The following is a 16,504-nucleotide window of genomic DNA, read 5'->3' as shown; positions in this document are numbered from 1 at the left end:
TAGCTTTATTAATTATTCCTAAAACAATTCATCGATTATATCCCTAATCTTCTTAGAATCAATACCGCCATTTTCAGTATCTTCAGTTATTATAAGATTTCCACCTTCTTCTACAGGTACTATACCATTTTCCCTATAGAGCTCTTTCTTAGCTTCCCATCTTTGTCTATAATCAGTATCAAACATCATTCCGCAATGCTCCCAATAATAAGTTTCTCCTGAAGCATCATCTTCAATAGTGAAATCTGGATAACGGGTAACGCCACCTACAATTAGTGGCTTTTCGTAGGAATAATCTATGCCTTTTTCAAATAAATGATCTGCAATAATGACCTCAGATTTAGATCTAACAAGCTCTCCTCTAGCTGTACGATGTATAAGTCTTTCCTCAAGGAAAGTATTTTGAACTTCAACTATTGAAGGAGCTTCAAAGAGGTTTGTATATCTTTTAGCAGCCTCACAATAGACTTCAGAAGCATACTTCTTCAGATCAGAAATTACTCCTTGATGTAAAACTATAATTCTTTCCTCTTGTCTTGTAAGAGCTGTATATAATAATTCTCTTGATAAAAGCCTACAAGGATTAGGCAATACAAGTACAACTATACCAAACTGACTTCCTTGAGCCTTATGAACCGTAAGAGCATAAGCTAATTCAAGTGTAGCTTCTCTCTCTTCTCCAAAATCTTTATCTGAAAAGCCATAGTGATAACCAATTTGGGAAGAAAATTCAACCTTAAGTTCCCAAGGTAATCCTTTCATGTTTTTAGTCTTAAATTGTCCTTGAACAACTCCAATTTCTCCATTTGCCAAATACTCTTGCGCACCTTCTTCAGGCCATACATTATCTCTTCTGTGATTAGCAACATTAATTACTTTATCACCATACACTATCTCCTCTATACCCATAGGTTTAGGTATCTTTCTCCATTTATAATTTGCAGACTCAACAGTACTTCTCTTAAAAGTCTCATGTATAAGCCTATTTATTTGAAATACACCTTGTGGCATGGTTTTAACTGGTGATAAAATCTGCCATTTTTCTGCAGTCTTTGCTGTGCCTTTATTAAAGTAAGTATAACCATTGGCTTCAATTGCTCCTAAAGATTTATCAAAGTTAACAATATCCTCTTTATCTTTTAGTTTAAGTTCCTTCACTAAGGTTTCAAGTAAAAGACTTTCGAGTTGCTCATTGGTATCCCATTTAATAAATTGTATTCTTGAGGATGAATTGTTTTTCAAAACTTCCTCAAAGATATCATCTTCTGCAGCTGCCATTGATCTGCCGCTAAACCATTCAGCCATTCTTAAATCTGATCTATCCTCTCCTGTCTGTCTTCTAGGAATGGTTAATTCTCCATAACCTTGTGCGACTTTAGGAAATATAGTTTCTATATTACTAGGCTTCAACTTTGCTACTATATCAACAAAAGGTCTACCCGGTCCAATTGGAGGCAATTGACTTGGATCGCCTACAAGTATTAACCTATGAACCCCTTTTAAAGATTGAATCAAAGCTGCAAGCATTTCTTCTGTTAGCATGGAACTTTCATCAATTATTACTGTCCTTGGTGCCTCCTCTGCCGGTCTATCAGACAATTTATACTGTTGTGTTCTATAATCAAATCTTTTACTTTTACCTAGATGTTGTGCCAAAGTACATGCCTTAATATCAATATTGCCAGTAAGTTTTTCTCCTAATTCTTTTATTACTTCTTCTACACGAACTCTTGCTTTTCCTGTTGGTGCTAGAAGTAACACTCCGCCTGCTGCTATATCTTTTTGACTGCATAATATTGATAATAACGTAGTTTTACCAGTACCAGCTGGTCCTATTAATATTGAAAATCTTGACTGTGACAATTCCTCTAAAATTTTAGTTTTCTCTACTCTTGCTCTTTCTTCCTTATCTCGTTCCTTAATAGGCATACTAGCCAAAGATCCAAAGGCACGGTCAACTGCTGCTCTCCAGTCTTCATTTATACTAATTCGTTTACCACCTAATCTCTTAGTAATTTCCCTTCTTATAATATCATCCATTTGAGCAAGCCTTTTAAGTTGATAGGCTCTAGAGCCATCTACCATTTCTACTAGTTCAATTGCGCCCTCAAAGTAATTTTCAACAACCTGCATAATATCACTATTAATTTGGCAAGCAGGCTCAATTGAAAGATTTCTTATTTTTTGTATAATAAGTCCTTTTGGCTGAAGTGTATGTCCTTCTAAAGCAGCAGTTTCAAGTAAGTTAATAGTAAGCGCCCTAACTCTTCTTTTATCTGTACCTGTATCAACAGCTGAAGGTTCTTGAAGCGGAAACTTCTTTTGAATACTTTCTATAGGAAACACTCCCATATCAATAGTGGATAAACTAACCTTCTCAATGCAATTTCTAGTTGACTCGTAAATTAGATAAGGATTAGCAAGTAGTTCACTATCAGTACCTTTAATTAATTTTTGCTCTCTTTCTTCTTGGACATAAAGCAGCTGTGCTTGTAGTGAGGTTAACTCAAATCTGCTCAGAAGCTTTAATAAGGACTTTCTCTCTTCAGATAGTACACTCCAGGTTTCTTGCAAGGTTTTACCTATTCTTGAGGCTAATTGTGGTGAAAGATGCTTTTTCGGATCCATAAACATTTTATCTATATATAGCCAAGGATCTTCCTCTTCTCCAATCTTCTCCATTATTTCTTTTGCAACAAACATACCAAGTTCAATTCCAAAGGCATTTAATGCTGCTCCCAAGCCAGGATAAGCTCCTCTCATCTGCCATACTTCAGAGAGTTGTTCATTTATCCAATTTAAACCTCTATCCCAAGGACCACTTATGTAGTCTTTAATCTTAGTTAAAGCACTAGCACAGGAAAGTAAAGCATTTATAGCTGCATCATGAGTAACATGTTCAGTGGCATAAGAAAACTCCTCTCTTCTTTCATCTGGTGCAAAGGCTACAACTTCATTTATATCAAAAGTTGGATTTTCTTTTGAATATTCTATAAGCTCTGCATAGGGCATAATAAAGCCTTCCTTAAAATCTGGTCTTATTGAGTGCTTTATCATGGTTTCCCACAACATAGCTTTTGTATCTCTTGCCTCTGTATAATCATACTCTTTAGCTGGAAGCATTCCCTTTACTTTTCCGATACCTATGATGACTCTTTTTGAATCCTCTACAAAAGGTACTTGTTTAGCATAAAATATACAAAGAGATTCTCCAACTTCTATTTCCGAGAAAAAGTAATTCATAATCTCTCTTTGATTATATTTAGATTGATACCAAATAGTTTTAAAGGGAAGCTCAGGCTCCTTTGAAATATCAACTTTTAGTCCTAATTCTTCTTTTAAATACTTATAATTTTCCTTCATCATCCAACCAAAAGGAACTGCTGCTGCAGAATAAGCTGGATACTTTAGCAAAGTTGGTGCAAAGTGACCATGCGTTTCTGGTGAAGAATCCTTGTAAGGATGTGATACAAACCTTTCAAATTCAAAAGGAGCCATAAAAGTTCCTCTTTCTGCAATACAGCATGGCCATTTATTTTGTTCAAGAAACTCTATAGATTTACCAGCTACCTCTTCTTCAAGTTCATCTTCTCTTTGCTCTGCTATTCTCCTTAACCTTAAGCAGGAGTCATTATGGCTTGGATTAAGACATACTGTTCCTGACCACCCATTATCATGCCAAGGCACTCTTATAGATATATGTTTAATTATCTTCTTACCCAATTTTATACCCCCTCATATTATTTAAAACTCAATTTTTAAGCCTTCTCTAGCTATAATTTCACTCCCATTATATTGCAAAGTTATCCCCTTAATGCTTAGGCCTTCCTCAACACAAGTTCTTAAAAGTTCTTTATATTCCTTATAGTAGTCGTCTATAATTACCTTTCTTACTATAGGACTAAGAGAAACAAAATAATACTGTACTCTATACCCTTTATTAAGTAGCTCTCCAAGCTTCTCTAATTGGTGAATAGCTCTCTCCATTGGTACATTAGGAAAAGTTACCTCACGTTTTACTCCGATTATTGATTTTGCCTCTACTATAGTTGTCTGTTGTATTTATCAATCTCTAAAAAATAACATCCATTCATCTTTCAGAGAATGTTCTGTAATATTATTACTAGCATCAATAAAATAAACATAGGTATAGTTAAGAATATCTCCTAGGTCTTCTAAATAATCCTTCGAATAAAGAACATTTCTATCTGTTGCTACTATAATAAACCTTGGTTCACCATTATATCTTTCACTGTAGAAATCCACTAAAGCATAGGCCTTGAAGCTTTTAAAATTACTTCGTCCATTATGATGTTCATACTTTTCAACTACTTCCTTAAAATCTTCAGGAAACTCCCTATTACCTGTACCATCAGGAACTAATTCAAGCTTAGCAATAAGTTTAGGAGGTTTCATTGTGATATTTCTTTGGTGTTCTACCTCTGATATTCTTTCTTCTTTTCTTGCCTCTATATCAATTAAAGCAGCATTCATTTGGTTAATTAGTATAGTATTTTTGTTGTCTATATTATCCTGCTGATATTGAGCAAGTCTTTCAAGTGTATCATTGTACTGTCTTTGGAAGGTCTTATTCAAGAAATCACTTAACTTCTCAAGCTGTTTATCTCGCTTAGCTTTTATATTTTTTTTCAATTCTGCAAGTTCTTTATAAACATAAGCTAAAGCTTCCTTGCTTTCAACTTTTTCTAATTGAATACAATCTCCACTAAAATTAAAGCCTTGTAACCAATAGTTGTCTAGACTCTCAATTTTGCCACTACTTCTCTTAGCAAAATAAAAAACTTTACTAATTAATTCTTTTCCAGTTCCATCACCTATCCCAACTTGATAAATCTCGACTGATAGTGGATCCTTGCAGGGATATTTAACCATGCATCTATCAAAGGCAATTTTTTCATACTCAGCCCTTGTAAGTTCTATACTTAGTTTAAATAAAGGATGATCTTGGTTAATTAATGCTACTTCCTCTGCTTCAAGGGCTTTATGCGCAGTAAATTTATAGGACTCTAGGTTATCCTGAAGGTTAATTTTATTCTTTTTTGCAAAGTCTTTTATAAACTTTGGCAGTCTATCTATTCTAATAATTTTATTATCATTAGTTTCACTAAGACGTACTCTTTTTTTAGTTAAAATATTTTTACTGAAATTACTGTAAACTCTTACAGGTGTATGTTCTACAGAAAGTTCATACTGCTCTCTTCTTAGGCTTGTTAAATCGATAGCTTCCTCGTCAATTTTTTCTTTCTTATAAAATTCTAATAACTTCTTATGTTCCTCTGAAAGCACTTTATCCATATTAATAAGCACAGACTCTAGCTTCTCCCTATTTAAAACTGCTTGCTGCATCAAGGTTGGTAAGTCAAAATCATTATCCTCTAAAACCTCACCAATAAAATCATAGACTAAATCTGTACCTAAATCTTCTCGCATTTGTTCCATCTTATCAAGAAGCCTGGTCATAACCTCTCCCTCTCTTGTATTTTTTGCTACAAGATTGAAGACAAAAACCTCATTGTTCTGACCTATTCTATGTATACGACCCATTCTCTGCTCTAATTTGTTAGGATTCCAAGGAATATCATAGTTAATCATCTGATTACAAAACTGCAGATTTATAGACTCACCACCAGCATCAGTAGCTAACATAATCTTGCAAGCCCCTCTGAAAAGTTCCACTTGTTTTCTTCTTTCTTCAATAGAATACTTACCGGTAATTTTAGCTATTATATCTACATGATTAAGGAGCTTCCCTTCAAGATATAGCAGTGTATCCACAGATTCAGTAAAAATAAGTATTTTCTCACCTTTATTTAGTAAGCCCTCTTCACCAAAAAGAGTTTTTTCAAGTTCCTCATACTTTCTTTCTACTGAGGAAAATTTAAGCACTTCTGCTTTTTCAATTAAGCCTTCTAATACTTCCAATTCTACTCTCAACTCATCGAGGTCAATATTTATTATAGCCTTCTCCATTAAAGTCTCTAACTTTTCCTGAGTACCATAGTCTTCTTCCTCATATTGTTCAACTTCAGCTTCCTCAGTAGATTTCAATAATTTCTTTCTTTCCTCAAGAGTTACATTAAGAAGTTCCTTCAATCTCTCACTTCTACGTTTTAAGGATAAATAGATAGCCTCTATTGAGGAACTTAATCTTCTTTGGAGCAACATCATTGCAAAAGCAGTACTATTATTGCCATTATTCATCGCCTTATTAAAATAAAACCTTACATAATCCGTAACCTCTTCGTATAACTCTTTCTCCTTATCAGATAAGTTATATTCAATAGTTTTAGTTGTTCTTTTAGGAAACAAAGGTGTACCGTCAAAATTTTTTAAGTTCTCTTTAAGTCTTCTAACGATAAAAGGATTACTTTTATCCTTTAAAGACTCTCTTGCAGACACATTTGCAAAGATATCATAGTCCAGCAAACTCATAAGGTGCCTAAAATTTTCGGCATCCCCCTTATGTGGAGTTGCAGTTAATAGCAAACAATTCTCTACTTGTCTAAGTAAGCTTTCACCTAATTGATAGAGTTTTGTTCTAGTTACCTTTTTCTTTACTTTACCATGAGTATAAGCTGCTAGTTTATGAGCCTCATCAATTATAACTAAATCATAATCAGCTTCACTTAAAAGTACCTTTACATCCTCTCTAATAACCCAGAACATAGAGGCCAAGCAAAAATTGTTCTCTGCAAAAGGATTATGTCTTCTACTTTTTAGAGTCTCCCTTGTAATAATATCAAAGCTTAAACCAAACTTTTCGTAGAGTTCATTTTGCCACTGGGTTAATACAAGTGGAGGAACCAATATTAAAACACGTTGTAGCAGTTTTCTTGCTAGCAGTTCCTTTATAAGCATCCCAGCCATTATTGTCTTTCCAGCACCAGGATCATCTGCTAATAAAAAGCGCAGCTTGGGCATTTGAAGAAATCTTCCGTAAACCGCTTCTATCTGGTGAGGTAAAGGCATTAAATTTCTTCCTCCAAGAGCTCGGCTCTCTGAGTACTTTTCTTCTATTAGAAAGTTTTTAAATTGAAGAAAATGTTGAAGTTCTGAGGCTGTTAACTGAACTTGCTGTTCTTCAGAAGAATTTAACTTTTCTAAGGCAAGAATTTCATTCTTGTCTATCATTAATTCATAAAATTTTTGACTTTCTCTTCCTAAGGCTTCAATTAAATAATAATCCTCACTTACCTTTTCAAAATGCTTAATTTCTACAGTTTCAGGAAATTGCACTCCTCTAATTGTATCCCCCTGCTTCAGCATAATTCTTCCCCCTTTTAAAGGCTCAACATGTACGTATCTAGACCTTGTCTGTCAATTTTTATTTCTGTTGTATCTATTTCATTTATATTCAGCTTTAAATCAAAAGGAAATAATAAGTTCAAATTACTAATCATCGTTAAAGGCATAGTTTTATATTCAGACACACTTAAGAGCACCTTCAATAACCAGTTTTTTAACTTAACCTCTTCCAAAGCTGTTTTTTTGTTTAAGGTATAAACCTGATTTTTGCCACGTTCAATAATCCCCCAGGTTTTTAAGCTCATCAGAACTGCACTAGTTGCAACTTCAACACGTCTTCTATCTCCATATAACATTTTAATCCTTCTGCCCAGCTGTTGACTGGAAACCTCATTCTGTAATCTAAAAAGGTTACCCATTTCTTCAATAACATCTTTAAAAAAAGGATACGCTAGTAGAGTCATTCCCCAATGTAAAATTAATCGCTGTTCTTCTTCTAAAATTGGATATAATTCATAAGCCTGTTCCTTAATAGACTCCTGCTCCTTATCAACTAAGTACCAAATCTTCATAAGCATAGTAATAGCATTTTTTCTAGACTTATCTCCTTTTATATCTTGTTTAAGATACTCATCAAGCTTACCATACATATCTTTTCTGTCAGAAACTCTTGCTTCTTTTATTGTTACATCTAAATGCTTTAATTCAATTTTTTGATCAAAACCTACAGGTTTATGCATATTTAATTCTCCTTTTTGTTTTTTCCTACGATTTTTATAAAAGGTACAATTACCTCTTCTATACTCATTCCACCGTGACTAACAACTGTCTTCCCTTCTGCTACAAAAGCCTCTCCAGCTTTAGCCAATAGTGGGTACATTCCTTCAGGAAGAGCTGCACTATCCCAGGCTAGGGCCTTATACTTTTCTGCCGCTTCATCCCGTAGCACCTTACTGTTATATAACCTTAAGCGTTCACCTCTTGTATAAGCTAAAATTCCCTCTGTAATTTTTCCAACACCTCTACACTCTCTATTTCCATGATCTGAAACAATATAAAGCTCATAATTTTGCTCTAATAACCTTTCAAACAGTTCTTTTAAGTAGCCTTTCTTAAGCCAAATACTTATTTCAGCCTGTATGCCCTTGTAACCTTGTGTTGCTGAATGAACAAATTCATCAAATGTATCTATAACCACAGCAAGCACCTTATTATTAGCTTTAAAAGAAATTATTTCATCTTCACTATCTAAAGTGTTAACAATCTTTTTATAATCTACATAAAACTTTAATATACCCTGATTCTCCCAGAATAGCTGCCAATAATTACTCTCCTTTGAAGTAGTATTAATTGACTTTGAATAATACACTGGTAGTTCTCCAGCAAAAATAGCTTGCCTTGATATAGAAGTTATAGTTGGTATCCAAGCAAACACTCCATTTTCTTCAAATTCAAAAAAATCCTTCATACTATCTTTTATCTGAGACCATTGGAGCAAACTCATACAATCCAAAACAACTAAAGCAATCTTCTTAGCTTTTTTACTAGCTAAATAATGAGGAATATGCTGAAGCATAACCGGTTGTGGCAAATATGGTCTGTTTACCAAACCTTCATAGTTAATAACTAACCATTCTTGAAAACTTTTATCTATCTGCAGCTGTAATTGCTTTAGATTATTATTTAGTTCCTCATCTTCCCCTTCATTGATTTCTAAATTCTTTTTTATTATATCAGCATAAATGTAAGCCGAATCTATCCAATCCCTATATGCCATTTTACTACTGAGTTTCTCAGACAAATGAAAAATCTTTTCAACCAGCTTACTCTTTTCAGCTCCAGCATAATCAACTACTACACCAAACTCTGTCCAGCCTGGAAGAGCTCCTTTTGCCTCTACTTTTACTGCTTCAAGCTTTCCCTCAGCAAACAGGTTATCGAGTAATAATCTCACATCAGTATCAAAGAAAAAAACTTTATCCTTTTCAATTGTTGTTACAAGTTCACTTTCCTGTATTTGTGTTCCTGTTTTAACCAACTCCACGATAAAAGCTCCCCAAGCCTCTTGTAAGTAGTTATAAAAATAATTAGAAGACGTGAGTAGTTCTTTTAGCGGCAATTCTTTTATAGTATTTATACTTGAAAGTTTATCTATAATATAGTTGTTTATGATCTCAGGATAATCCTTATTTTTATAGTGCTTTGATAAGAGAAATTTTATTAGTTCCTCTTTAGTTTTAATAAACTCATAATGAAACCCATATAACTTCTTTAAAACAAACTCAAGGGTAGCACTATCAGAATTAGAACTACTATAGTCTTTATAAACTTCATACAAAAGATCAAGTTCCTCTTTATCTAAAGCCCTCACTATAGTTGGTGATAAGCTTGGAAATAAATCTCCAACACTTATATGTCTTCCTACTCCTTTAACTAAAAGATCATAAGGAATAGAATTTAAAACCTCTGCTTCACAGATTACTGCTAAATTTATTTTCTTAGCCTCTACAAGCTTGCTATATTTTCTCTCATAGATATATCTAAAAAATATAGGCTCCCTATATTCTACTACTGTAATATTTTTATCTTTTAGTCTTTTTTCAAGCTCATTATCTTTTAATAACCCATCAGGGTCTGCAATGAAAGAGAGAACCGGAATCGGTTCTCCAAACAGCAGCATTATATTATCTCTCCAACTCTTCAACTTATTACTCACATCCTTGCTACATGCCAAGCCTTATTTGAGCATTATCATAATACATTAATAGTTTATCGTCTTCCTGAAGTACATTTTCAGGTATCTTTCCTCCAACTTCAACTATAGTCTTATAATCTTTCTCTCCCCAAGCCTTCTTAAAACCAGCTCTAATAGCTTCAAGCCTAAACTGCTTTAGCTTCTTCTTACTTTTTCCTATTTCCTCTACATAAGAATTAAACTCTCTAAGTAGAGATTTTTCACGAAGTTTTTCTAAGTCCGCTTGTTTATTTGGATCAGGTACATACCATCTATCCTTTGCTTTTTGTTGGAGCTTAGGATCTTCTTTACTAAGTTCACGTAAATCCTTGAAGTTTGTACTTAAATATGCATGTATCTGACTTGGCACAGGACCAATTCCATCATACTTTAAAAAGTTTTGTTCTAATAATGTATCAAGTTCTGGAAGTTTTTCATACTTAGAAATATGTTGTAGTTCCTTCATAAAGTTTGGATGTAAATCTTGCCTTGTCTGAGGTTTCTTCATAAGCTGTTGCCTTAACCATTCAATTGCAGAGTTTTCATCTGAAACATATAAACTCATTTGAACAAATTCTTTAGCTAAAATTCTTTTTTTATCATATTCAGCGACTTGATTTTCTAAAAATACCATTCCATCACGCACTGGAAAACGTTGAACTACTCCAGCTTGGAATTCTGCTGAAGATATTGGCACACTATATCCATTTCGCACATAATATGCTATCATTCGATCAAATAAAACTCTTGGTGTACGTTCAACTATTAATTCTGCATTACCTTTACTACCTATAAATATAGGTAGTTGTTGCAAATGGTTTCTTATGAAACTCCATACAGAAATTTCATTATTACTTCCTTCTTTAATCTCAATAAACATTTGCTCTGATGGTTTATATGCAGATATAACTAAATCTTGCTTGACTGCAGTTGTAGTTGTTAAAGCTTTGAAACTAAGCTGTTTTTTATCAAGAGCAGCTACATTAGCTATTATAAATCCAGCATTTTCAATTGATTCCTGAATAGCATTCCAAACACTAGCTTGTGAATTACTAAATGCAACCGTCATCCATCTTCCAGGTTTTAACACATAATACATATTTTCAAAACAATCTCTCATCAATTCCTTATAATTATCTAATTTTTTTCCTTGAAACCTATTAACTATTGCCTCACGTTCGTTATTTGTATATAAGTTGAGCCAGGACTCCCATAGATAATTTAATTCTGAATACATTAAATTTGCTCCAAATGGTGGATCAGTAAAAATGTAATCTACTGAGTTCTTTTTAATATTCAAATTTGATGAAGATTGTGTTGAAATTACTGGTACCCTTCCATTATTTAATGCTTTCATAATATCCATCAATTTTCTGCTTACTTGATTTAAAGGATTATTCTCTTGGGGAGTTGAACATATGTAGTAAGTTCCAGATGTTGTTCCTCCTTTTTTATTGGCTCTCCACCTATACATCCAAGTCAAATTTGGTATAGATGCCGTGAGCAAAAATAACCCAATTTTCGAAAACTTTGATTTCTTAATTTGATTTAATAATTCACCAATAATTATATTATTTCTTCTTGACATAAATTGAAATGTATACTCTATTCCAAGTGCTGATAACCTTCCTATTTCATCTCCATTAATTAAATTATTAGTAGGATAAAAAATATCTGTTTGAAATTCTTCAATAGTGCTAATCAGTTTCAAATCATCTTGATCAGGTCTTTTTTCATACCTTTTAGAACCTACACTATAATTTATTAGAATAGGTACACGTTTTACTTGCTTATATGTTTTTTTAGACAATTCATCAAACTTCACTTCAAATGCTCTATCCATATTATCTTTAGTTAAATTGGAATTGCATTTTTTACAATAAAAACTATCTTTAACATTTTCATTTTCTAAATCTACTGCAACATCCCAAAATATTACTTCTTCTTGACAATTTGGACAAATAAATACTTCGCTCCAAACTACATAATTTATTTCTCCTTTTACAACTTCACTACCTAAATTTATGGACGTTTTATTCTCTAAAGTATGATTAGTTAAATACATCCATCCATATTTTTGATTTACATCTTCAATTAATTTTAATGCATATCTTTGAAATTCATTCAAATTTATACTACTATTAAAAGTCGATGAAATATGAGTAGCTAATGGCGATAAATCATATAAAATCGAGTTTCTTTTTCCAACTTTTGAACTTACTGCTCCTTCGCCATCAACTATATCATCATTTTCTAAAACATTAATTCCAAGACTTTCAATATATTTTTTATCCTCACAAAATTGTGCAGCAACACCAGTCATACCAGTTCCTGAAAAAGCATCTAAGACTATATCTCCTGGATTAGTATAATGTAAAATATATCGCATTATTGCTTTGTGTGGAACTTTAGTATGATAACTATGTGCAGTATATATGGGATCATTCTTGCCTTCACTCACATCTGCTGCAAAAGGTTGTCTATGATATTCTTCTTCATAACCTTCATTTAATTCTTTCTTTTCATTCTCCCAAACATTTATAAAATCATTTATAAACGGATTAGGACACGCTGTATAATATGGAGGATCTGACAAGGCGAGGATATCTTCATCCTCACCTATTGGAAATCCTTCAATTTCCCTTAATTCAGGTAGCTTTTTCCTTAGTTCCTCAGTAAAATATGATCTTCTAGCTTCATCACTTTCAAAGGTCATACCTAAACATGTTACAGGTCCTTCTTTACTAGATTTATCTTCAAATAGTTCTAGCTGTTCAGTATATTCTTTAGCCATCTTATCTCTCCTTATTGCTTTTGTTCATGCTCAAGCATAATTCTTACTCTGCTTGTTTGATTAGTTCCTACTTTCTGCTTTAGCATTTGCTCAAATCTGAATCTTATGTCCTCTACTGTCATTGGGCTTCCCTTTCCCATTAACTCCTTTAATTCTTCTATTTTTATTTCTACCTTCTCTATTCCTTGAAGTAATAGCTTTATTGCCTCAATTAATTTATTATCAATTGGCAAGGTAAATTCGCCTTTATCCAATAACTCTTTGGTCAAGTTTTGTTGCACAGGACTTAATAAACTTATATTTGCTTTTACTTCTTTATCTTTAAAGTTATTCAACAATAACTCTGTCCATTGCTCCAACATAGTCTGTAGTTGTTCTTCATAGTTTGAAAGTCTGTCTCCCTTGAATACTACCTCATCTTTAGGTCTAAATTTGCAAGATGGACAATAAGCCTGAGTGTCAAGCTGAACCTTTGTAAGACTCCAGCAGGTTTTTAAAGCTGTAATATTCTTTACCAAACTTTCAAAATGAGCTTTAGGTAGTAATTCAATAGTAGCTAACTGTCTAAGTGCTGAAAGTCTTTTATCGTTCATAAGAGCAGTTTTTCTACTATCATCAGCAGCATTTAAGCGTGCTTTACTATGCAGCTCCAGGTAAATATCTTGATATTTCTTTTTTATGTCTTGAATCCTAACAAGTTCTGTTTGATAACCTGTTTCTTTCTTTATTGCTTCTAACAAATCTTCTAAAGCTATTAAAGCTTCTTCCTGCCACTCATGGTCAGAAGCCAAATGCTGTGAAGCAGTTAGAATATAATTAGCTAGCCCTTGAGCTTCATTTACTTTTTGTTGTAGTCTCTTAACTTTCTCAAGTAAATCTAACCCTGCCTTTTGTTCCTTAATTTCTTCAATTGTAAATTTAAAATTATTCAGTTTTGCTGGTGCATTGAACACAAGTAAAGCTTCAAGGAAAGTTTTTAACTTACTTAAAAGTTCACTGTATTGTTGTTGTTCTGCTACATTTAAAACCGTTCCCTCCCAACAAGGTATACCAGTTTTTACAGTCTGTAGGGTTATAACAACCTCATTAAGCAGCTTATTTACTTTTTCATTCAGTTGAATTACTCCATAGTTTAAATTCTGTTGCTGAAGCATATATTCAGCTAAATCAAGCAACTCGAAAAGTGCCTTCAAGGCAGGCATAGGAAGTCCGCTCGGTCTTTTAATATGGCTGAAATTAATAATATCAGTTATAGATAACTTCACAAGCTGATCTAGCTTCATAGCATCATATTGAGTTCCATTTATAGTTAGCACAATATCTCCATTATAAACTAAGGCAACAAGTACAACAGCAAATAATTCAGGTTCAATTTTCAATTCTTTTACTAATTCAACATCCTCTGTTCCCTGCATAGTATAGATAACTTCTATAAGTTCATCTCTATTTACTACTTGCCCTTGACCTTTTGCTTCTAAAATATCAGTTACCCATTTTGCAAAGCCAGAATTATCAAGCTTCACCTTTTCCTCCTGAAGCATTACCAAACCTTCTAATATTGCTGCACCACTCTTAGTTTTGTTTCCAGCCAAATATTTTATAGCTTCTTGAAGATATACTGGCCTATTATCTTTAGTCATAACAGTGTTAAGTTTAGAAAAATGAGGATATAGCGGATATTTTTCATCAAAATTTGAGGATAGATATGTAGCAGCTACATTATCAATTATTTCTTTAACACTTGCCTGTGGTGGTAAAGCTTTAGTTCCTTCAACCACTTTTTTAGTCACTCCCTTATAGGTAACCTCAAAGGCGCTTAAGAAATTATCTCTAAGCCACCTAGTAAGTCTCTGTAGATACTCTTTAGCTTTTTCCTCATACAAATTTTTTGTTCCTGAAGGAGCTGAGGCTGCCATTTCTCTACTTCCAGCATAAAATTTTAGTGAACGAATAAAACTTTCATCCTTTACTTTTAGCTTAAAGAATACTTCATCAGCCTTATTCTCATCTTTAAATTTAGGAACTTCGAAAATCTGCAGCATATATATATAAAAGTCTCTTGGTGGTTGTGCAGTTGAACGATCATTTGGTGCTCCAAAGAATAAATAACCTTGTCTAGTTACTTTACAGGTCCACCAAGGTAGTTCATAAGTCCATATTCTATAGCCAGTTATATAAGTATTTTTAGATCTTTCTGTTAACTGCTCTAGCACCTCAAAATAATATCTATCTAGCTGATCTCCTACCAAACTTTCTGCTCTTTGTTCAATAAGATCATCTACAGCTATATCCTTATTTATATCTATGTAATACTGACCGTTAGCATCATTGAAGGATATGAACTGCCAGCTAACAGTTTTTAATATTTCTTTTAATATAGACTCTATTGAAGTTCTAAGAAAGTCACCATCCTCATCAGCTACACTAGGATGAAACAAAAATAATCCATCCCTTAATTCTTCTGAAGTAACACCTAGCTTAGTATAAATATCACCAGTAGTTAACCTATTTACTGATAAAGCATATACTATCCTTAAAGCAACAGTCTTATAAGTTGGTCTAGTAAAAGCATTTTCAATTCTATCCTGTAGAATTTTTGACTTAGTCATTACTTCTCTAATATCAGGATTACTCTTTAAAGAGGTATCTGCCTCAATATATTGCCAGTAGCTATCGTAAGAAATCAAACCTGGTCTATCTTCAGGCACTTCGGTATTCAGTAGCTTTTTCATTTCATTACTAATCGTCTTAAGTATTACTCTTTTTTCTGCCACTATTACCTTTTCAAAGGTTGATATATAGGAAGGATGGATAGGGAATAACGAAACATACTCTTCCATTCTTTCATTTAACTTATCATAAAACTTAGTAAACTTTTGAAGATGCTCTCTTATAATTGCCTTTTGCTTTTCATCCTTCTTTAAAAGTCTTTGGGTTACAACATAAGCTATATCTTCTCTTACTATATTAACTTGTTCAAAACGCTCTTTAACTCTTCTTAATTGCTCAGCCACAAACTGAAACTTTGGATTATCAAAAAGCATCTCCTGAACACCAGAAATAAATCTAAAGCGTGTAAACCTACAAATTTCACCTAGCTCACGTAAAAAACCTAAGTCTAGTATTAGTTCTTGTGTTCTTCTTGTTCTTAAATAATCTAGTAACTCATCCACAACTACAAGTAACCCTTGCTCTGGATACATTTCATTGAATTTACCCATCATCTCTACAAAGGCATCTTTATTACTTCTTACCTTATCCATAGGTGGAAAAGTAAAATCTATTCCCATCTCTTGAAGCTGATAACTTATCTCTTCACAGATAAAATCTCTTAAAGTCATAGTAGTAGCACCAATTTCAGAGCGTATAACTTTAAACTTACCTTCTATTTCCTTTGCTCTTTTAGCTACCCTGGCATTATTAATTCTGTCACTGGTTCCCTCAGTTTCAGCAATAGTAGAAATAACACTCATTAAGTGTGATTTACCTGTACCATAGTTACCAACTACTAATAATCCTTTATTGTCTGCAGGTTTTTCAAATTGCAATTGTTCAATAATTACTTCATCTATTAGTTCTGCCATTCTGTCTGATATTACATAAGTATCAATTAAATTAAAAGCATAATCCTGCTGAGAGGTTTCTCTTAACTGAACTATAGACTCAACAGGTTCAAAATGAATCAATTCACTGTATTTCATATAACTTCC

General features: G+C 33.1%; 7 protein-coding genes. All 7 read right to left on the bottom strand.

The features are described 5' to 3' along the window. Positions 1-18 precede the first annotated feature (18 nt). The 7 genes from N4T77_RS00700 to N4T77_RS00670 are packed head-to-tail and all read right to left on the bottom strand — an operon-like array spanning position 19 to position 16,495. Positions 19-3,723 carry an AAA family ATPase gene (locus N4T77_RS00700; protein WP_261669787.1) on the bottom strand — a complete coding sequence of 1,235 codons (3,705 nt, stop codon included), beginning with the start codon at positions 3,721-3,723 and terminating at the stop codon, positions 19-21. 21 nt (positions 3,724-3,744) lie between these two features. Then, positions 3,745-4,047, bottom strand: a complete 303-nt coding sequence (locus tag N4T77_RS00695) for a DNA/RNA nuclease SfsA (RefSeq protein WP_261670008.1) — start codon at positions 4,045-4,047, stop codon at positions 3,745-3,747. An 18-nt stretch (positions 4,048-4,065) separates the two neighbouring features. Continuing rightward, a complete protein-coding gene (locus N4T77_RS00690) occupies positions 4,066-7,287 on the bottom strand; it encodes a DEAD/DEAH box helicase (RefSeq protein WP_261669786.1) in 3,222 nt (1,073 codons plus the stop codon). A gap of 14 nt (positions 7,288-7,301) precedes the next feature. After that, positions 7,302-8,006, bottom strand: coding sequence for a hypothetical protein (locus tag N4T77_RS00685; RefSeq protein ID WP_119865504.1), 705 nt, complete (start codon positions 8,004-8,006; stop codon positions 7,302-7,304). Between the two features lie 2 nt (positions 8,007-8,008). Then, the gene (gene pglZ / locus N4T77_RS00680; RefSeq protein WP_119865505.1) at positions 8,009-9,946 is read right to left on the bottom strand and encodes a BREX-3 system phosphatase PglZ; all 1,938 of its coding nucleotides are present in this window, start codon (positions 9,944-9,946) and stop codon (positions 8,009-8,011) included. Positions 9,947-9,989: 43 nt separating this feature from the next. Then, positions 9,990-12,794 (bottom strand): site-specific DNA-methyltransferase, encoded by a 2,805-nt coding sequence (locus N4T77_RS00675; RefSeq protein WP_261669785.1) that lies wholly within the window; start codon positions 12,792-12,794, stop codon positions 9,990-9,992. Positions 12,795-12,805: 11 nt separating this feature from the next. Next, positions 12,806-16,495 carry a DUF6079 family protein gene (locus N4T77_RS00670; protein ID WP_261669784.1) on the bottom strand — a complete coding sequence of 1,230 codons (3,690 nt, stop codon included), beginning with the start codon at positions 16,493-16,495 and terminating at the stop codon, positions 12,806-12,808. Positions 16,496-16,504: the final 9 nt, after the last annotated feature.

Origin of the sequence: Clostridium sp. CX1 (genome assembly GCF_025398335.1) — a bacterium.
In the GTDB taxonomy this organism is placed as follows: Bacteria; Bacillota; Clostridia; order Clostridiales; family Clostridiaceae; genus Clostridium_AM; species Clostridium_AM tanneri.
The sequence above is the reverse complement of the archived record's forward strand: the minus strand, read 5'-3'. Positions and strand labels throughout refer to the sequence as shown.